The 20,286-nt window shown below is 42.3% G+C and carries 11 protein-coding genes; 8 read left to right on the forward strand and 3 right to left on the reverse strand.

All coding sequences use genetic code 11. The features are described from left to right. Nucleotides 1-8 precede the first annotated feature (8 nt). Nucleotides 9-998, forward strand: coding sequence for a glutathione synthase (gene gshB / locus FIS9605_RS0115950; RefSeq protein ID WP_026733487.1), 990 nt, complete (start codon nucleotides 9-11; stop codon nucleotides 996-998). A gap of 663 nt (nucleotides 999-1,661) precedes the next feature. Here gshB and ftsZ read toward each other — a convergent pair. Together ftsZ and FIS9605_RS0115970 are read right to left on the reverse strand one after the other, a co-directional pair. Beyond that, nucleotides 1,662-2,957, reverse strand: a complete 1,296-nt coding sequence (gene ftsZ / locus FIS9605_RS0115960) for a cell division protein FtsZ (protein ID WP_026733488.1) — start codon at nucleotides 2,955-2,957, stop codon at nucleotides 1,662-1,664. A 1,186-nt stretch (nucleotides 2,958-4,143) separates the two neighbouring features. Continuing rightward, nucleotides 4,144-4,989, reverse strand: coding sequence for a cell division protein FtsQ/DivIB (locus tag FIS9605_RS0115970; protein ID WP_026733490.1), 846 nt, complete (start codon nucleotides 4,987-4,989; stop codon nucleotides 4,144-4,146). Between the two features lie 851 nt (nucleotides 4,990-5,840). Here FIS9605_RS0115970 and FIS9605_RS0115975 point away from each other — a divergent pair. Further along, nucleotides 5,841-7,187: an ATP-binding protein gene (locus FIS9605_RS0115975; RefSeq protein WP_026733491.1), complete on the forward strand. Its 1,347-nt coding sequence runs from the start codon at nucleotides 5,841-5,843 to the stop codon at nucleotides 7,185-7,187. 31 nt (nucleotides 7,188-7,218) lie between these two features. Beyond that, nucleotides 7,219-12,270 carry an nSTAND1 domain-containing NTPase gene (locus tag FIS9605_RS0115980; RefSeq protein WP_026733492.1) on the forward strand — a complete coding sequence of 1,684 codons (5,052 nt, stop codon included), beginning with the start codon at nucleotides 7,219-7,221 and terminating at the stop codon, nucleotides 12,268-12,270. An 87-nt stretch (nucleotides 12,271-12,357) separates the two neighbouring features. On the opposite strand, the gene FIS9605_RS0115985 is transcribed toward FIS9605_RS0115980, so the two are convergent. Then, complete coding sequence (locus tag FIS9605_RS0115985; protein WP_026733493.1) at nucleotides 12,358-12,705, reverse strand: hypothetical protein; 348 nt, start codon at nucleotides 12,703-12,705, stop codon at nucleotides 12,358-12,360. A 940-nt stretch (nucleotides 12,706-13,645) separates the two neighbouring features. On the opposite strand from FIS9605_RS0115985, the gene FIS9605_RS0115990 reads away from it, so the two are divergent. From FIS9605_RS0115990 to FIS9605_RS0116010, 5 genes are all read left to right on the forward strand, one after another. Beyond that, nucleotides 13,646-14,476: a photosystem II manganese-stabilizing polypeptide gene (locus tag FIS9605_RS0115990; RefSeq protein WP_026733494.1), complete on the forward strand. Its 831-nt coding sequence runs from the start codon at nucleotides 13,646-13,648 to the stop codon at nucleotides 14,474-14,476. Nucleotides 14,477-14,993: 517 nt separating this feature from the next. Next, a complete protein-coding gene (locus tag FIS9605_RS0115995; RefSeq protein WP_026733495.1) occupies nucleotides 14,994-15,770 on the forward strand; it encodes an RNA polymerase sigma factor SigF in 777 nt (258 codons plus the stop codon). Nucleotides 15,771-16,007: 237 nt separating this feature from the next. Beyond that, the gene (locus FIS9605_RS0116000; RefSeq protein WP_026733496.1) at nucleotides 16,008-16,922 is read left to right on the forward strand and encodes a hypothetical protein; all 915 of its coding nucleotides are present in this window, start codon (nucleotides 16,008-16,010) and stop codon (nucleotides 16,920-16,922) included. A 2-nt stretch (nucleotides 16,923-16,924) separates the two neighbouring features. Beyond that, on the forward strand, nucleotides 16,925-17,170 hold the full coding sequence (locus FIS9605_RS0116005) for a hypothetical protein (RefSeq protein WP_026733497.1): 246 nt from the start codon (nucleotides 16,925-16,927) through the stop codon (nucleotides 17,168-17,170). A gap of 425 nt (nucleotides 17,171-17,595) precedes the next feature. Beyond that, nucleotides 17,596-20,163, forward strand: coding sequence for a hypothetical protein (locus FIS9605_RS0116010; RefSeq protein ID WP_026733498.1), 2,568 nt, complete (start codon nucleotides 17,596-17,598; stop codon nucleotides 20,161-20,163). Nucleotides 20,164-20,286: the final 123 nt, after the last annotated feature.

Raw genomic sequence — 20,286 nt, forward strand, 5'->3', positions numbered from 1 at the left:
CAGAAAGCGTGAAACTGGCTTTTATTATCGATCCCATCCAAACCCTCGACCCATGTCATGATACTAGCGTTGCTCTGATGGAAGCAGCGCACATCATGGGACATGAAGTTTGGGTGACTCAAGCAAGTTTGTTAAGTGTAGTAGAAGGCAAAGCTTGGGCAATCTTAGAACGGGTGCAACTCGTACCGATAGAACTAGTGGATGGACGCTGGGTAGCGGCAAATCCTTGGTACAAGTCGAGTGAATGCAATTTCATTTGTTTGGAAACAATGGACGCCGTATTTATGCGGACAGATCCACCAGTGACAGTTTCCTACCTCTATGCCACGTACATTCTCGACTACATTGACCAAAACAAAACCCTGGTGATTAACAGCCCTAGTGGTATCCGAGCGGCAAACGAAAAAATGTATGCGCTTCAGTTTACCAAGGTAATTCCAGAAACCATTGTCTCCGCTGACAAACAGGTGATCAAACAATTTGTAGAAGCAAAAGAGACAGCGGTTCTCAAACCACTGGGTAATAAAGCTGGCGAAGGGATTTTAATTTTACAACCGAGCGATCGCAACCTTAACTCTATGATCGAACTCAGTACCCTCCAAGGTCGGGTACCTGTTATGGTACAAAGCTTTATACCAGATGCTAAAGAGGGAGACAAACGGATTATTCTACTTAATGGCGAACCGATAGGATCTGTCAATCGCCTGTCTGCAAAGGGCGAATTTCGCAATAACATGGCAGCGGGCGGTACAGTTGCTAAAACCGAGATAACCCCTAAAGAGTATGAAATATGCTCTCAAATAGCTGCAACGCTACGTAGAGATGGCTTAATCTTTGTTGGTATCGACGTTATCGGGGGCTACTTGACCGAGGTTAATGTCACTAGCCCCACTGGAATACGCGAAATAGATCGGCTTGACGGTACTCGCCTTGGTCATCAAGTGATTCAATGGGTCGAGCAGGCAAAAAATTATAAATTATCGACTATAAACTTATGAAATTTCCTAGCATTCATAATTTGATCCCTAGTTTTTTAACCTCAGCCTTGCTTGTTTACAGCTTGCCACAACAAGACCCACCGTCATAACCACCAGCTACCGGACAACCGTAGATCTAATGTTACTGCATTCAAGTCTTAGACAACTCATGACTTTAAATCCAAAATTCACTTGTATTGTCTTGATATTAGCTTCACTCAATAGTGACAGCAGTATTTAGAGATTTAGGCTACGCCCGTATAATTTCCGGCACTTAGCAAATCTACGTAATTGCAGACAAATTGGAAGCTAAAGCACTAATAGATGCTGTAATTCAGCTTGGTCAGTTGGAATAATGACTATGTACTGAAAGACTACAAAGGCGAAACAATTGTCCATATTACTACAGGCAGAAACAGACACTAGGACAAAGAAATCGACAGCGAAAAACTGCCTCTGTTTTTTGTACCAAACACGTTGGTGGATATCCGAACGAGCAGAATTTGTCCTAATTCATTTGATTTGTAGGTTGCGTGGACGAGTTTTATTAATAACTGGCTATATCGGGGATGGCAACTGAATTGCTTACCCCAAACCCCAGTGAAACAATGGAATTAGAAATGAGCAGCCAGAAAGCTGATAGTACCAAACGCCTGTAGGGGAGATTTTCCACAAGCTAATAACTTAATTGCGTGGTGGCGTCCGCCGATTTCGCAGAAAATCAGGAATATCCAAGATCGGTCCTTTTTCTTTCGGTTCCGGATTTTGTGTAGGGGGATTAGCTGCGGGAGGCTGGGGCATTGGTCGTCTTTGTGGTGAGGATGATAGTGGCCGGCCTTGGGTGACGCCTGGCTGTTGCGCGGCTGGCATTTCACCAGTAAATCCAGTAGCAATGACAGTAAGCCTCACTTCTCCCTGGAGTCTGTCATCAATTACTGCCCCAAAAATAATATTGGCGTTGGGGTCAACCACTTCATAGATTGTTTCTGCTGCGGCATTCACTTCGTGCAAAGTGAGATCGCTACCACCAGTGATATTAAAGACAACTCCTCTAGCTCCTTCAATAGAACATTCGAGTAAAGGCGAAGAAATCGCAGCGATCGCCGCTTCTCTGGCTCTGGATTTTCCAGAACCAATACCGATCCCCATTAGTGCCGATCCTGCATCTGCCATTACTGCTCGCACATCAGCAAAGTCAACGTTGATCAAGCCAGGAATAGTGATGATATCAGAAATGCCTTGTACCCCTTGCCGCAGCACATCATCTGCATAGCGAAAAGCTTCTTGCATCGGCGTTTGCTCTGGGATCACTTCCAGCAGCTTGTTGTTAGGGATAATAATCAACGTATCCACCCTACTTTTCAGCCCTTCGATGCCCTGCTCTGCTTGACTAATGCGACGGCGTCCTTCAAAGACAAATGGACGCGTAACTACACCAACAGTGAGAGCACCCATTTCTTTGGCTACTTCCGCCACAATCGGGGCTGCACCCGTACCAGTTCCACCCCCCATACCAGCAGTGATAAACACTAAGTCGGCACCCTCTAAAGCCGTAGCAATCTCGTCCCGTGATTCCTCAGCAGCTTTTTGACCAATGGCAGGATTGCCACCAGCTCCTAACCCTCGTGTCAGCTTCTGCCCTATTTGTAGGCGGGAGGGAGCAGCAGCTAGAGTGAGGGCTTGGGCATCGGTGTTAATTGACCAAAACTCCACCCCACTTACATCTGATGCAATCATGCGGTTAACAGCATTACTGCCGCCACCCCCCACACCAATCACCTTAATGTTGGCAACTCGACCGGGAACAATGTCGCCTATTCGGGTGTCTTCGCGCTCGATTTTCTTGCTGTCATTGTTCTGCCCGAAGCTCAGCCCTGAATTATTAAATGGGTTGGTGGAGTTAACAGCTAGTGAAAAAGCAGATTGTCCTGGAGACTGGGAGTTTCTATAGGTAAGCCCTTGGTTATTATCAAGTGTCATTGGATTCACAAAGGTAGATAAACGACTTTTTAAGGTGTTATTCACCTAAGAGTCAACTATAGTTTGACGCTGCCATAAACTGTGGCATTGTTCTTCTTGTTCTCACTACTTCCAACCTTTTCAGGATTGGAGGCGGGAAAATTTACTATGGGATAGCCATCAAGGCACCTGTTTGCACAGCTAATTCTAGAGAAGTATACCTACTATTTATCTAAAATTGACTTATATAACTTCCGCTAGACATTAATATCTTCAATATCTTCACTGCTTTTTCGCTGATTGTGCTCGGTATACCTTTGGTAATCTCAATAACCTCTCCCTTTTGCTGCTGATGATTTACTTTAGTCATTAATTTTACAACTGTAAGTGATATTTTTTTTCTTTTCTCACTAGAAAAACTAATGAAACTTGGTATAAATTGGAAATTAATAAAGAATTTAACCACTGTTAAAAGTAATTAATTCTTGCCTTTGAATTGCTTCTACTGATAAAATTATTGTTTTTAAATATACGTTTATTCCCCGAATTACTTATACGCGGGAAATACTGAGCTAATTGTATTATTTATCAAGACGCGGTGCATCTTGCCTGTGCTAATCATATGTTCAATAGAATTCACCATTGTAGATAATTGCAATTTAAGACACAAAATTTCCCTTGTGTTTACCTACCCTTAAACTTGAAGCAACTTAAGTTGGTACAAAGGCACACAGTCATCTTAGATTTTGTTTGCAAATCTTGAACTACTTCACTCAGCGAAACAGTAGCTTGAGATGTCTCCAACTCCTGTATTAGAAAAGGGCAAAGCAGCGTTGCTCCCAAAGTAATCTATTTATAGGGTATCAAATGCTACATTATAACTGCATGGATGAGCAGGTAATAGAATTAACTTAACTCTAGCGGGTCTGGCGTTGACTTGAGGATTAGGTAGGTAACAGGCGTTTTCCAAGTGGGACGCCTTCATCAAATTGTCTGGCATCATTGCACCCCATTGTTAGGTGTTAGGGTAATAACTACTATCTAAAGAGGGAGTTTGCAATTATACTCCCCAATTTTAATTTAGAAGTTAACGCTGATTTTTATGGAATGGATTACTGGAGAACCAAAAGTAACAAATATATTTTTCAGCATAAAACTTCTTTATTGACTAGGAGCTTTTTTCTACATCAAATACCTAAATATTTTTTCAGGGGGTTTTGGAATTAATTTCTCTGCTTTTTTGATTCATTTGTACTAAGGGATGTTCTGGATTTCTTAGATCGATGTACTCTATTTGATTGGGATTCAGTTGTGAAGGTAAATGGCGTATTTGGGCAAGTACCTGGATATGTTCGGGCAACTGAGAACTCGGTGTACCCAGATGTACTGGGCCTAGTTCTGTTTTCAAAATTAAATTCGTTGGGTCTTGCCAATCAATTTCCATCACTTTCACAGGACTTTTACTTATGGCTTGATAGAGTGGAGACCAGTAGGGACGATATAGTTCTGGTGAGCCAATCACTTTTAACTTTGGTAGCTCTACTCTGGAATTTAGCGATGTAAATTTTTCTAAAGGCATCCATACGCCATTAGCATCTAGTAGCCCTACGTTTATTGTCTTGTTGTCGTTGTCAATGTTTCTTTTCCCTCGGCGCGTTTGAGCGATCGCTACAGGTACTCTTTCTTGAACTTGGACTAATAATCCGGGAGGAAACAAACGACGACTAACACTAGCTTGTGCAATGGTAGGTTGTTGCTGCAAAGAACGGGCGATACGAGACGGTTCAACCCGCCATAAAGACTGAGGATAAGATAGGGTCAGCAATGACTGAACTTCCTCATCCGAAAGTAATTGATTGCCTGAAATCACAACATCTTTGGAATTTTTGAGAACCCAAATTGGTTGAATGCTTATCCACAACAGACCACCTGCTAAACCAGTAACAGCTAGGGTTTGCCAAATAGCCTGAATAAATTTTACCTGCCGTTTTTTCCGTAATTTATTACGGCGTCCTGCTAGAATTGTGCGGGAAATTGATACTATGCCAGCCATTCAAACCCCTTCCACACTTTCAGTCTAAATCGTTATTGCACTCCTCTCATTCACTAATTTCAGTCAAAGCTGCTGGTGAGGTAGAAACGTCATCCTTAAGAAGTCTTTTGAAGTAGTAACACTTTACAGCAGCCAAACAAAGATTGTGGTGCTTGTAACTTTTTACTATTCAAGTTTGCGGTGTTGGTTTTAAATCGAATGTAGCCTTTTCGCTATGAAGTGACAGCCATCATTTCATCAAAAAGGCTACAACATGATATTGACACATTAACCGCAATATGCAGTGCTTTGAAAATAGAATTGAGGAATAAGCGGAACTGAATTATACTCCAATTTTGCGTTTGCCAAGGAATTCTCTATTACATAAACGCTTACTATTTAGACTCCTATGAAAAGGAGTGTGATGTCTATTATAGAAATTTGTATCATGTATTACATTGATGTAGTTATTGCAGAAAATAAAATTAGACATATATACTGTTGCTGGTTGGCAAAATTTAGTCATAATAATCACTATTACATGAAATAATTGCTTAATAGACTGTTATTACTACTCTGTAGTAGCTGTTACTGTTACAACACAAATTAAAACTTTTGCATTTAGTTTATTTTGCGGTTGTACCGGAAAATCTAGTCACAATAATTGTCTTTAGTTATAGCTAGAGATTGTCAAAACCTCTGAAGCAGGTGTAAAAAGGACAATACAATTAACCGATCGGGGATGATAATATCCTTACTACGCTACGGACATTTGCTTGCGGCAGTATATGCACTAAGTAGTGTTTTAGCATACCTCAAAAGAGAGGTAGGGAATATTTGTATATAAGCATACAAATCAAATTTGCATCTACATGAAAACAGCACTAAATTTGCAACGCTTTTATCAAGCCTGTAACCCCAGCAAAACGCTGGTGATGGGTGATGCATCGGATCGACAATACTACATAGACTTTTCTGATGTGCGTGGCTGCAAAATCGTGGAGGAATTGCAGCGCACCATCGTCCGTATTTCTCCTAATGACCCAACCTGCCAGCTATTTACAGGTCATATAGGCTGCGGTAAGTCTACAGAATTGCAGCGCCTCAAGGCAGAACTGGAGCAGGCAGGATTCCATGTGGTTTATTTTGAATCTAGCCAAGATTTGGATATGGCAGATATTGACGTCAGCGATATTTTGCTGAGTATAGCTCGTCAAATTAGTGCTAGTTTAGAAGCCATAAATATTAAAGAGAAATCAGGTTACTTTGCCAATCTGTTTAGGGAAATTGGGGATTTTTTACAAACCCCGATAGAGTTATCAGCAGAAGCAGAGTTGTCTTTGGGTATTGCTAAAATCAGTGCCAAAACCAAAGATAGTCCTCAATTGCGGAGCCAGCTGCGACAATACTTGGAACCACGTACCAATAGTATTTTGCAAGCAATCAACGAAGAGTTGTTAGACAAAGCAGTTCAACAATTAAAGCAGCGTGGTAATAAAGGATTGGTTGCGATCGTTGATAATTTGGATCGAGTAGATATGCGTCCCTTGGCATCTGGGCGATCGCTACCAGAGTATCTTTTTATTGATAGAGGCGAGCAATTACGCCGACTCAAATGCCATGTAGTTTACACAATTCCCTTGGCATTAATTTTTTCCAATGAGTACGAGACACTCAAAAATCGCCTTGGAGGTGGCATTGCTCCCAAGGTGTTGCCAATGGTACTCGTGCGCCAACGAGATGGTAGTGACTACGAACCAGGAATGTCTCTGTTGCGTCAATTAGTTCTAACAAGAGCTTTTCCCGAGGTTCCTTGGAATATCAGACCGACATTGATCCCAGAGTTATTCGATACTCCACAAACTTTGGATCGCTTATGTCGCATTAGTGGCGGTCACATTCGTAATTTATTGGGACTGCTGTATAGTTGCCTGCAACGGCAAGATCCGCCTTTTTCTCGGGATTGTTTAGAAGCAGTAATCAAAGACTACCGCGATGACTTGCTACTAGCAATTGATGAACATGTCTGGGAATTGCTATTGGAAGTAGTTAACCAACAGAGTATCAAAGGCGAGTCTGATTACCAGATATTGCTACGCAGTATGTTTGTCTTTGAATACCGCGATCCCACAGGGCGTTGGTTTGGCATCAGTCCGGCGTTGGCAGAAACAGAAAAAATCCTTGCTTGGCAGCAAAACAAGTTAGTTCATAATTCATAATTCATAATTATTTCTGGTTCTGTTTGGAAATATGACAGAGTTGCAATTCATAACAGCCCAGAGTGCCAGTGAAAATCAGCGTTCTCTGCAAAGGTTAATTCGGGCGATCGCACTCTCTAAAAATCAATTTGCCTTGATTTTAGTGCGATGCAATTATGGGCATTTATGCGACCAAATGTTAGAGACTCTCCGCTCTTTAACAAAGGATATATACTTGCGAGAAATTTTTCTTTGCCCATCAGCAAAGGCTCTACACGCCACGATAGTCTCAGAACTATTTCTAGATAATCCTGCCGTTGTCACAGATTGTTTACCATCTGCTGTAATGGTTTTTGGTCTGGAAACAGTTAACGCCCTAGAAGACTTACTTATTGGTATCAACCAAGCACGAGATATCTACGCCGATAGTTTTCCTTTTCCTCTGGTATTGTGGCTCAAAGATGAAGTGGCAACATTGCTGTCTAGATTAGCACCTGATTTTAAAAGCTGGGCTGCAACCACGATCAAATTTGAAATAGCAAAAGAAGATTTAATTGCTTTAATCAAACAGCAAACGGAATCTTTATTTGCCAAAGTTTTAGCAGCAGGTGCCGAACAGTTTTTATCCAATGCTGCCCTTGATTTAGATCCAAAATCTCAGCAACGCCGCGAAATTGAGTCAGCACGTTATGATTTGCTTCGCCTTTATAACGTCAAATTGGAACCAGAATTAGAGGCCAGTCTCGAATTTGTTTTAGGACGCGATCGCTATGCTAATGATGAAATTGAAGATGCATTAGACTATTTTCAACACAGTCTGAAGCTTTGGCAGCTTTGCTTAGATGGGGGGATAAGGGGATGGGGGGATGGGGGGATGTCTTCTCCCCACCACCCCATCACCCCACCACCCCATCTTCTTCGACAGGCTGTAGTACTCTTCCACATGGGACTGTGTTATCGTCGCATGGCTGAATTACGTCCTGCTCTTAACAGAAGATACTGGCAAGATGCGCTTTTTTGGTTTAGGCAATGTCTGGAAGTGTTGGAAGCAGCACAAAGAAAAGATTTGGTTGCTAAATTTATTTTGTCAGCTTGTGAAATACTGCAACGTCTACAAGCCTGGAAAGACTTAAAAGAATTAGCTCTCAAGTCTCTAGAACTGCATCGCATCTACGGCACAAAGGCACAAGTCGCCCAAGACTATGGCTTTTTGGCTGCTGTGGCAGCTTCTGAGTCCAACTGGATAGCAGCCCATGAATTAGCGAATTCTGCTCTTTCTATTGCCGAGGAAGATCCAGAAGTTTCGCGACAGCAAGAAAGTTCTTATCTCCTTTTGCTAGGGCGCACGCAGCGGCATATAGGTGAGTCGGAAGAAGCCGTCAATAATCTGGAATGGGCGAAAGTTGTTTGTGAACCGCAGTACGAACCATCGCTTTACTTAGAGATAGTAGATGAGTTGCGATCGCTTTATTTTGTTGAGCGTCATGACTACCTAGAAGCATTTAATCTCAAGCAAGAAAAAATTCAAATCGAGCATCAGTACGGCTTTCGTGCCTTTATTGGTGCAAGTCAACTGCAACCACAACGTTACAGAATTAATCCTGCTTTACAGTCGCAAAAAAATACAGCCTTCCCTGAAGAAATTGCTCAAGAAATCGCCGCTTCTGGAAGGCACCAAGATATTCATCGTTTGATTGAAAGAATTACTCGTGCCGACTGTAAACTGACAGTTATTTACGGCCCTAGTGGCGTTGGTAAAAGCTCAATTCTGAAAGCTGGATTAGTACCAGCATTGAAACAAACTATCATCGGAGAACGCAATCCTTTACCGATAGTCTTGTCTGTTTATACAGATTGGTTGACTACTTTAGGGCATAGTATAAATCACGCGATCGCTCAAACAGAAATAGCTATTACTACAGACTTTTCAACCAGCATCTTATTAGAAAATTTGCAATACTTAGCAGAACGTAATTACACGATTATTTTAATATTAGATCAATTTGAAGAATTCTTTTTTGTTAATAAGCATCCATTAGAAAGATTAGAATTTTACAAATTTTTTAGCGAATGTTTGAATATTGCATATGTAAAGATTATTCTCTCTTTAAGAGAAGATTATTTACATTATTTATTAGAATTAGAAAGACTAAGTAATCAGAATCATGATACTGCTTATGACTTGGGTGTAATTAACAGAAATATCCTTGACAAGGATATTCGCTACTATTTAGGCAAATTTTCTAAAAAAGATGCAATCGGTGTTATTCACAGTTTGACTCAAAGTTCTCATCATGAATTAAGTCATAAGTTAATTAACCAATTAGTGCATGACTTAGCAGGAGAAAGTCAAGAAGTACATCCGATTGAATTACAAATAGTCTGTGCCCAACTGCAAACAGAAAATATTACTACAATTGAAGAATATAAGCGTTGCGGCGGTTCAAAAAAACTGGTTAAGCGCTGGCTAGAAGAAGTTATCAAAGATTGTGGTCGGGAAAACGAACAGATAAGTTGGAAACTACTGTTTGAATTAACTGATGAAAAAGGTACGCGACCGCTAAAAGCGAAAGATGATTTAGTAGTGGCGTTGGCAAAAGAGGGAGATGGGGAGATAGGGAGATGGGGAGTTGGGAAGAGAAATTCACATCATCATCCCATCAAAAATTTGGAAATGATTTTAGATATATTGGTGGGCAGTGGATTAGTACTGCGAGTACGTGAAGAGTCTGGCGATCGCTATCAGTTAGTTCACGATTATTTAGTAGAACCAATTCGTCAAAAAAATAACTATGGTATAGTTGCCGAACTTGAAAAAGTTCGATTTGAAAAAACTAGAGCGGAAGTAGCTCAAAGGCTCAGCAAAGAGCAACTCAATTTAGTTTTACAAAAACGACTGCGAGAAGCACGCATAGCAGGTGTAGTACTGGCAATGATGTCGGCAACCATAGCAGGATTATGGTGGCAAGCCGACTTACAAAAAAGAGCAGCAGTTCGCGAAACCCTCAGGGCTGAACGTAGCGAAACTAACTTAAAAATTAGCGCCATCACTGCTGCTTCAGAAGCTTTGTTTACCTCTAATAAAGAATTTGATGCCCTGTTAGAAAGCTTGCGGGCTTGGCGGAGTCTTAAACAAGCAAAAGGAGTCCAATCGGACACTCGGATGCGGGTAGTGACAGCCTTACAACAAGCAGTTTACGGCGTCACAGAAGTTAATCGTTTAGAAGGGCATAAGGATATTGTTTGGGGCGTAGCGTTCAGTCCTGATGGTCAATTGTTGGCATCAGGTAGCCGCGATCGCACCGTGAAATTGTGGCGTTCTAACGGCGCTTTACTTCAAACCCTCAACGCCCATAGTGATGCGATCGCTGGTCTGAGTTTTAGCCCTGATGGCAAAACCCTAGCTTCTGCCAGTCTCGACAACACAGTGAAGATTTGGCATCGTAATCCAATTACAGGAAAGTTTTACTCAAAGCCTTACAAAACCCTCCAAGGGCACGCTGATTGGATTTTTAGCGTGGATTTTAGCCCAGACGGGAAGTTTTTGGCTACTGGTAGTAAAGATGCAACTGTCAGACTCTGGCGTCGGGACGGGAAATTAGTCAAAACACTACGCGGACATCAAGGTTGGGTGAACTGGGTAAACTTTAGTCCTGACGGCAAGTTCATTGCCTCAGCTAGTGATGACAAGACAGTCAAAATCTGGCGACGAGACGGGAAATTAGTTAAAACTTTGTCAGGACACCAAGAAGGAGTAACTGCTGTAGCTTTCAGTCCTGACGGTCAAATACTGGCAACAGGAGGTCGAGACAAAACAGTTAAGCTTTGGCGGCGTCTGGGTAAAAGTGGTAAAGATGCCTATAAATTTCGTCTTTACAAAAGTTTGCAGCAGCATAGCAGTACGGTTTGGAGTTTGAGCTTCAGTCCTAATGGTCAACAGATAGCTTCCGCAGGTGATGACGATACCATACACCTGTGGAGTGTCAACGGTACTTTACTCAAAACCTTTAAAGGCCATAGCGGCGCAGTTGTGAGTGTGTCTTTCAGCCCCAACCGCAAACTGCTGGCATCAGCAAGTTATGACAAAACTGTGAGACTGTGGGGTTTAGATGCTCCAACATTGCCCGTCCTCCAAGGTCATAAGGATCGAGTTTTGAGTGTTGCTTGGAGTCGCGATAGTAAGATGTTAGCCTCCGGCAGTAACGACCATACTGTGAAACTCTGGCAACGAGAACGCAGTAGCGGTAGAACTCGTCTTTACAAGACTTTGGCAGCACATGCAGACAAAGTTCCCAGCGTTAGTTTTAATCCCAACGGTCAGATGCTGGCATCGGGGAGTTATGACAAAACCGTAAAACTTTGGGGGCTTGACGGTCATCTCCTCAAGACGCTTCCAGGACATAGTGATAGCGTCATGAGTGTCAGTTTCAGTCCAGACGGCGAGTTGTTGGCATCAGGTAGTAAAGATCGGACAGTGAAACTTTGGAACCGTGAGGGTAGCTTGCTGAAGACTTTAGTAGGGCATAGCGGTTGGGTAAATAGCGTAAATTTTAGTCCTGATGGGCAAGTTATTGCTTCTGCTAGCGATGACCAAACAGTGAAACTTTGGCAGCGAAATGGTAATTTGTTAAAAACTTTCTCACCCCATGAAAGCTGGGTTTTGGGTGTAAGTTTTAGCCCCACTGACCATTTGCTCGCTTCCGCTAGCTGGGACAACACTATCAGGCTGTGGCGTTCTGATGGCACGTTGTTGAAAACTTTGTTAAAGGGTTACAGCGATAGTGTCAACTCTGTAACTTTCAGTCCCAACGGTGAAATTCTTGCCGCCGCCAGCTGGGACAGCACTGTTAAACTCTGGAGTCGCGATGGCAAATTGATTAAAACTCTGAATGGACATCACGCTCCTGTATTGAGTGTTAGCTTTAGCCCCAATGGTCAAACATTAGCATCTGCTGGTGATGACAACTCGATTATTTTATGGAATTTAGACATGAATGACTTGCTGGTGCGCGGTTGCAACTGGGTAAGTAACTATCTTCGGTACAACCGCAATGTTGATCAGCGCGATCGCAGCATTTGTAATGGTGTTACTACCCAGCGCTAAAGTTAAGAGGGGTAGAGAGGGAGATAGGGAAAGAGGGGGAAATGTAATAACAAATCTCTCACTCTCCCCCTCCCCCTCCCCCTCCCCCTACTTCCCCCACTCTCCCACTCTTCCACTTCCCCACTCCTCTCCAGAAGTAGCCTCTGGTGGCAAATTTGTTAGAAACGCTTGTAGCCTCATCCTTTCTATGTAAGGCCAGCCGCCTTCTGACTCAATATCTTTCAGTAGTGAGTACAGCGCCTGACGGTTATTCGGCAAACTCTCTTGAAAAGCTCCATCTCGGATCTCTCGGTGTAATTGCTCCAACTGTCGCAGTAAAGCTAAAAGAGCTATAGTATCTTCTTGACAAACTGCTACTGCATCATGTACTACCGTCGCTATGTCTTGCAGCTTACAAGATAATTTCTCTAACTCAAAAATTTTGCCGTTGTTCATGCTACCTTCTGTAAATTGAGGTCAACTCAAATTTACCGAAGATTTTTTACTTCTATACTTTATCAGCAAACCTCCTCAAGGAAAAAGTGGAAGGGCACAAAGCTTATTAGTGTTTGGCCATTAACTGTTGTGACTTCTGAACAACACTGAAGATGCTTAGTACAACTTGTTGGTTAGATGATATCTTGCACACCGATGTAACAGCCCGGAGGCTGAGCCTCCAATTCCTCGTTACCAGGTTGAACCTGGTAACGAGATATTAGAGCTTCTGGCTCTCCCACTCATAGGGCAAAGCCCTTCGGTGCAGAGTAGCGTGCAAAATGTGAATTAGCTAAATGCGATCTCAGTCTTGTTGGTAAATGTGAGAGCACTTTGATTTTGAGTTATAAAAAATCGTATGATCTGGCTGATCTCCCTATAAAAATATGGGCTGTATGTAGTGGCGGCACATACATCACACAGAACGACAAAGGCGACACTGTGAAGGTAAGCCCGCTGGTCACGCTCACGGACACTTAGCAGTAACCCAAAAAGGTTGTAGTAACGGTACACACCCGCTCTCAACTGGGTAAAGCTTTCCGGAAGTCCAAGCTAGCATCCTTCTTAGAAGGAACCAGTTCACGTCGTTGTCTATAAGGGCGCACTCATCCACGCGCCGAAATTTAATCAAATGCCGCCAAGGATGAAACTGCTAGTTTTGCTTCCCTTTGACAATACATCCCAATTAGATGCTTGTCCTAGGTAGCCTGTTGTTTAAACTTCAGGCTAAAAAAAGCGACTCGTTTAATTACGTTTAGCAGAGAAAAGTTGAAAACAAACACATCCGTGCGGGGTTTCTCTCCGTTTTGGAAAGTGTGTGGATGAACGGCGGCTTCCGCCAATCAAAACTTCGGTGCAGTTTTGCGACTTAAGATATTAATTTTTGACATTGAGGTTGACCATGAGGTTTCGCGCTGTAATTGTTGCACTCTTAGCTTTGTGCTTGGGGTTATTAACTGCTTGTGGTGAGGGTCCAGTTGCTGGCTCAGATATACTCACCTACGACCAAATTAAAGGCACTGGCTTGGCTAACAAATGCCCCCAACTGGCAGAAACAAGTCGCGGTTCTATTCCCCTTGATGCTAGCCAATCCTACGTCATAAAAGAACTTTGCTTAGAACCAACCCAATTCTTTGTGAAAGAAGAACCTGCTAATAAACGGCAAAAGGCAGAATATGTTGCTGGCAAATTATTGACTCGTAAAACCTACTCGCTCGATCAGATTCAAGGCGATCTGAAGATCAATTCAGATGGTAGCTTGACTTTTGTGGAAAAAGATGGTTTTGACTTCCAAGCTTCTACCGTGCAATTGCCTGGTGGTGAAAGAGTACCTTTCTTGTTCACTATCAAAGGTTTAGTTGCTCAGTCACAACCTGGCATGACTAGCATTAATACCTCAACCGATTTTGAAGGTGCTTTTAGGGTTCCTTCCTATCGTGGTGCGACTTTCCTCGATCCTAAAGGTCGTGGTGTCGCCACTGGTTATGACAATGCTGTGGCTCTCCCGGCTCAATCCGATGATGAAGAACTCACCCGCGCTAACGTCAAGCGTACTGATATTCTCAATGGCAAGATTTCTCTGTCTGTAGCCAAAGTAGATAGTGCTACTGGTGAAATTGCGGGTACTTTTGAGAGCGAACAGCCCTCTGACACTGATTTAGGTGCTGGCGAGCCTAAAGATGTCAAAATTCGTGGTATCTTCTACGCTCGGGTTGAACCAGCTCGTGCTTAAATTCTCTTGAAAAGAGAAATTTACACGATAGGGCAAAAAATCTGATCGCCCATTAGGATAAACCAGGCTAAGCCTGGTTTATTTTTGCTTTGAATATGCATGCTGATAGAATTGGAAATTTTCCAACAGTTAGAGCAAAATATTATATTGATTTCAGATTATTTTTTAAGTATTTACCCTGAGAAATACTTACTATTGATTTTATTGTATCTTCCTGAATTTCGGTTTATATCTATACACTTCGCCAGGCTTAGCATTACATAAATTAAGTACAATCTCGGTTTTGGTTTAGGTAAAAAATTTTATATGTTTTGTATGTAGTTTTCAACAACTGCAAATCATAACTAAAGTTCATTAAAAAATACTCATTTCACAAATTTGAATCGTGGCAGATATTTTCATCAAAAAATTTTGATCTGCCACAGAGGTTGCTTTTGCGTACGGACACGTATGCACTATTGCGGTTTTGTTTGAAAGCAAATGCTTGACTGTTTGTTCGACTAAAAAACACGGTGCTATGCCAACCACAGTCACCAATGAATTGAAGCATGAAATTTTGCAGTTGTTGCGAGAATATCAGCAATCTCACTCGGCAAATGTTCGCAATCAACTAGTGAAACTCAATTTTGGACTGGTGAGAAAAGAAGCTCATTACTGGATAAATCAATGCCATGAAAGCTATGAGGATTTACTCCAAGTAGGCTGTTTAGGTTTAATCCGGGCAATTGAAAGATTTGAAATTTCTAAGGGTCATGCCTTCAGTTCCTTTGCCATTCCCTACATCAGAGGTGAAATTCAACACTACCTCAGAGATAAAGGTGTTACTGTACGAATTCCTCGCCGCTACTTAGCGCTGCAACAGCAGGCAATAGGAGTTTCCCGTTCTTTACGGGAAAAATACAACCGCCAACCAACAGACTCGGAATTAGCGGCAGCACTGGAAATTTCCCCAGATGAATGGCAGGAAATTAAATTAGCATGGATCAATCGTGCTCCTTTGAGTTTAGATGTACCAGTGCAAGATGGAGAAGAAGGTTCTACTAGCTTAGGAGAGTTAGTTCCCGATCACCGCTATCGCAGTTTTCAACTGGCACAAGAAGATCAAATTCGTTTGCAACAAGCACTCTTTCAACTGGAAAAACGCACTCGTGAAGTATTAGAGTTTGTGTTTTTGCAGGATTTAACACAGAAACAAGTAGCAGAACTACTAGGTATTAGTGTTGTCACTGTTTCCCGTAGAGTAAAGAAAGGGTTGGACTTATTAAAGCAATCAATGGGCGTGTTAGAAGAATAACCGTAAAACCTAGTAAAGGGGTATGGACGTTTAAGTGGATTTTTTTAAAAATCCAAACTCCAATTTGATAATTATTTCCCCCTTATACGCTTACACGCTGATGATTTGGCAGTGTTAAAAATAACCCTTACAATGCGGAAAAGTAGGTTATAACGGTATCAGATTTCACCCTTGATCCAAAGTTCAAGTATGTTGATTTCGATACGCAAATTTACTGATGGCTTTAGAGAAAGGCTAATGGGCATAAATTCAAAAATATTAGTTGTCGTCATTTTGGCTTTGGCGATCGCTTCCTGCACTTCGGAAGGTGAACAGCAATCTGGTAATCCGACACCACCTATTAACACACCCGCAAAAACGACAAAACCAACTGCACAAACGTTTAATAACCCTGTCGTGCCTGGAAAACAAGCCTTACAAGTTGCTTCTGCAACTCCTAGCTTGATTCAATCAACAAATGCGACAGAAAGAGTAAATATTGCAGCAAAGTCAAAAGGGCGGAGTGACCCATTTGCCGAAATTGTCGGTCAATATCCTCTGGGAGTGTCGAATACTACTATCGGCATCAGACCTGTTCCCAAATTACCACCTCTACCAGTTGCTACATCTAGAGGTACATTGATAGGAGCAGGAACGCCTCAAAGACGTAGTGCAGTCATCAGTGCCAGGTTGAATCAACCAAACAACAATATAAATAAAAGAGCGATCGCTTCAGCACGGTTATCAAAATTCAATCGTCTTCCTACTTTGACTCCGGTTCTGCCTGGAGTGTTGCCCCAGGTAGTACCCAATCAAACCCTTGCATCCGTATTACCACCACCCCCACAACCGGAGTTAGCAAAAGCAGTTTTTGTAAGTGGCGTAGTTGTGGTTGGTAATGAACCCCAAGCAATTATCAAAGTACCAAATGAGCCAACAAGCCGTTATGTACAGTCAGGACAAAGACTGGCAAACGGAGTGCTAATTAAACGTATTGAAATGAATGAAGGTTCAGAACCGATCGTAATTCTGGAACAATATGGTATTGAAGTTACCAGAATGGTTGGAGAAGCACCTGCCAACAGCTCGCCAGCAGCAACAACCGCTGCTATCGAAAATCCTGTTTCAGCAGCATCACCAGCCCAAAGTCCTGTTCCTGTTGGATCTTCGTAAAAATGGAGACAAAAGAAAAAATTGAATTTCCTGGTTTACCTTTAGCTGTATATCGCGAGATAGCAGCTCATTTGCAGCAAGTAGAAGGAGTGGAAGTGAGTTTAATTCCCCAGTCCTCTCCACAATTTGATTACAACCAAAGCCAAATAAGTGGCTTGTGGATTTCATTAGCTGCTAACTCTAGTTCTCTTAGTCGGCAACGGGTAGAGCAAATTTTGGCTTACTATCGCACTCGCTATAGTGTTTGACGTATAGAGTTGTATAAAGTAGCCCTTTGGTGGTGCAATCCCAAACAATAAGTTTTCTTTGTGTCTTAGTGTCTTGGTGGTTCAAGAAAATTTATTTTTTCACCACCAAGACACTAAGACACCAAGTTGAATCAGGAAAAACAGGCAATGAAAGCAGATTTTTCACCTATCTTGAAAGGGCTGTTCTATAAAGTTACGTATTGACAAGTTGATACTAAAATTATTTGGTGGTTAAAAATTTGCAAGCAAGTAGCAGTAAATTCAGGTAAAATTTAACAGCAACTGGGTGCAACCATTGCCGATTTTGCCAGTGTTTTCACATAAACAACATTTGGGGTGATGCAATTATAATTTGCTGAAGTAAACTGGCAAGCAAGGTAAAGCAATTATTACAAGTGCGGCTCTATGGTTAGGCATCACTGACAATGGAACACTGGCAATTTCTAATCCAAAAACAGGGCGATCGCTCTTGGCAGCCCTTGGAATCGCCAAACATAGCAATATTAGAAGGTAAGTATAGAGTTGTAGCTCGCTCCAACCTTGTAAACACGGATGTGGAGGTACGGATAACTCACTCCTCAATTTTGGAAGTACCACCAAAGCGGCGCATTCACAAGCGATCGCGTCGTACTAATGCAGAAGGCTTAATGGCAGTAATTCCCTTTACCTACCTCAAGCCAGGAATGTGGGAGTTGCAATGTTTTGGTGATTTGATGTCGGATCTTCTCGGGAAATCCTGGCAGTATAGTGTCCAACTCCAAGTTTTACCCCAGGAAAGAGATTGGGAGATGGGGAGAATGGGAGATAGGGAGAGTAAGCATACTATTACTGAAGCTAGCTTGGTAACAACTGCCTTAGTAGAATCCGCAATTGTGAAGCAAAATAATGGTTCTGCTACTGTTCTTGTCACTGAAAAAGAAGAAGATGCAATTATCAATCAGCCTGTTAGCCCAGTTTGGTTAACAGCAGAGACAGCTGAGCAGGTTTTACAACACTTGGTAGATTTAGCTTTACCCTCTTCAGAATCCCTTCTAGAAAATGAAAAAGTAAAAGTAGAGGATACTCAGCCAGTTATCCCAGAACTACCATTGCTGCTGACTCTAGATGAAGAAAACTATATAACCCATTGGGGACAAACTCTGAGTATTAATGGGTGTGTGCAACCCAGAGAAACAACTCATTTACCAAGGCTATATACTGGAGAACTGCGAATAGAATTGCGCTCACCTCAAGGCTTGGAAATATTAACCCAGGTACAGCAAAGCTTACTAGAAAAGATACTACCGTTTTCCATAAAATACCCAATTGAGATTCCCGCTGACTGTGAGTCACAGCTAATTCTGGGTGATATCAGTTTGTATGGCACACTAACGACTGCTGGAGAAGCCATACTGTTAGCCAGCCAATCTTTTACAATCACAGCTGATATTACACAACTACTGGCAATCAGCGCTGCTGCAAATGAGAATAAACGTGAAGAATTAGACTTACAGGATAACTCTAACGAACCACCAACGCCAGAGCCATCCGTAAAGCTGGATTTAGAACTGTTCAATATCGTCAAATCCAAAAAAATAGCTCAGTCTTTGCTAGTCCATCCTACTTCTAAAAGCCTACCACCGCTACTTAGCTTTTCTCATAAATCTGCTGAGCGTTCGCCGCAACTGCCTAAGCTTCCTCAACTCAACAATCAGATTAATACTGCTGCCGTTGCTTCAGAACCTTCGACACATTTACAGCATTCGGATCAAGAAAATACTCGCATTACTGTTGAGCTAGCAACAATGGACACCACTGCTATTGTTGTTTCAGAAACTCCAACAAAGTTGCAGCGTTTGCACAAAGAGGTTTCTTTCGCCATTGTGAAGCGAAGGGCAAGAACAGGTACTACTTTTCCATTCTTGAGGCGGCTAAAAGCTTCGCCTAGCGATCGCCCAGAAGTCAACGCTGAGGCGCTAAAGGCATTGGACTTGCATATACCTGAAGACTCCCAACCCACAGACTTAAAAACAGTGGCTAATGACGATGCACCTGAATTAGTAACAACAGATAAAGCACAATATTCAGATGACTCTTTTGATGACTCTGTAGCAGTAGTTGTTCCGCGTAGCTTGGAATTATCAACAGCCCAAACTTCCTATACATCCCCTTTGATCAGGAAGTGGATGCACAATCATGGATACTCTTTGCCCGAACCTATCGACGTTGAATATGAGGACTACGATACCTACGTTCCAGCTAGCGAAGGGGTATCTGAAGAACAGGAACCGCTAATTATTAGTACTGAGACTGTGAGTTCAATTGCTAATTTATCGTTAATCTCAGATTGGGAGACGGAACCAAAGGAAGACAACGAAGACAGTGAAGATAACCAAGACAACGAAGGCAAGGAGAGTTCTCCCCTTCTCCCAGACGCGCCATGGCGCGTCTCTACATTTCCCCCTCCTCCTCCTTTTGCCTCTCCTTCCTATGAGATGCTATCTGTTCCACATACGAAGACACTGCCAGCTTGGCTAGCAAAAGAAATTGTTGTAGATGATACTGATAGCCAAGAAGAAGCGAGTGCACACAGCAGTAAACTCTGCCAGCAAGAATCATTCTCTTCGGCGATCGCACCAGAAATCATCGAACCTTTGCCAACTCCACAACTGTATGTACCTGAAGGTGAACTGATCTCTGGCAAGTCTGTGAAGGTAAGGGCGCTTTTGGATGGCATACGCCCTGATATTGCAATCAAGTTATGGGTTGAAGATTGTCAAACACGCCGATTATTGGACAGGCCGCGTTTGTTAACAAATCTACTGCCAAACTCTGCGGGAGGATTAGAAGCGATCGCTAAAATTCACATTCCTCTTGGCTGTTTAGAAATTCGCTTGGAGGCGATCGCTGTAGATATGGAAACCCAACAGGAAAGTCACAAAGTCACTGTTGTGAGGACTGTGATTCCAGAGGATTTAGCAAATTTGCAACTAGATGAAATGCTGGGTATTTAACAAAGCAGGAAATGTTAAACAGTCGTTTACAAACAGTCTTCCAGTGTTAAAAATCTTTAGAATTTAGAAAATAAGGCAGAATTTGCAGTAAGCTCATCTTGAATTGTAGTGTGATTTAAAAGG

Source organism: Fischerella sp. PCC 9605, assembly GCF_000517105.1.
Lineage (GTDB): Bacteria > Cyanobacteriota > Cyanobacteriia > Cyanobacteriales > Nostocaceae > PCC9605.

What these genes read in the sequence shown, in the direction of transcription:
- ftsZ (WP_026733488.1), bottom strand. Translation starts at nt 2,957, where the DNA reads ATGACACTTGATAATAACCAAGGGCTTACCTATAGAAACTCCCAGTCT.
- FIS9605_RS0115970 (WP_026733490.1), bottom strand. Translation starts at nt 4,989, where the DNA reads ATGGCTGGCATAGTATCAATTTCCCGCACAATTCTAGCAGGACGCCGT.
- FIS9605_RS0115975 (WP_026733491.1), top strand. Translation starts at nt 5,841, where the DNA reads ATGAAAACAGCACTAAATTTGCAACGCTTTTATCAAGCCTGTAACCCC.
- FIS9605_RS0115980 (WP_026733492.1), top strand. Translation starts at nt 7,219, where the DNA reads ATGACAGAGTTGCAATTCATAACAGCCCAGAGTGCCAGTGAAAATCAG.
- FIS9605_RS0115985 (WP_026733493.1), bottom strand. Translation starts at nt 12,705, where the DNA reads ATGAACAACGGCAAAATTTTTGAGTTAGAGAAATTATCTTGTAAGCTG.
- FIS9605_RS0115990 (WP_026733494.1), top strand. Translation starts at nt 13,646, where the DNA reads ATGAGGTTTCGCGCTGTAATTGTTGCACTCTTAGCTTTGTGCTTGGGG.
- FIS9605_RS0115995 (WP_026733495.1), top strand. Translation starts at nt 14,994, where the DNA reads ATGCCAACCACAGTCACCAATGAATTGAAGCATGAAATTTTGCAGTTG.
- FIS9605_RS0116000 (WP_026733496.1), top strand. Translation starts at nt 16,008, where the DNA reads ATGGGCATAAATTCAAAAATATTAGTTGTCGTCATTTTGGCTTTGGCG.
- FIS9605_RS0116005 (WP_026733497.1), top strand. Translation starts at nt 16,925, where the DNA reads ATGGAGACAAAAGAAAAAATTGAATTTCCTGGTTTACCTTTAGCTGTA.
- FIS9605_RS0116010 (WP_026733498.1), top strand. Translation starts at nt 17,596, where the DNA reads ATGGAACACTGGCAATTTCTAATCCAAAAACAGGGCGATCGCTCTTGG.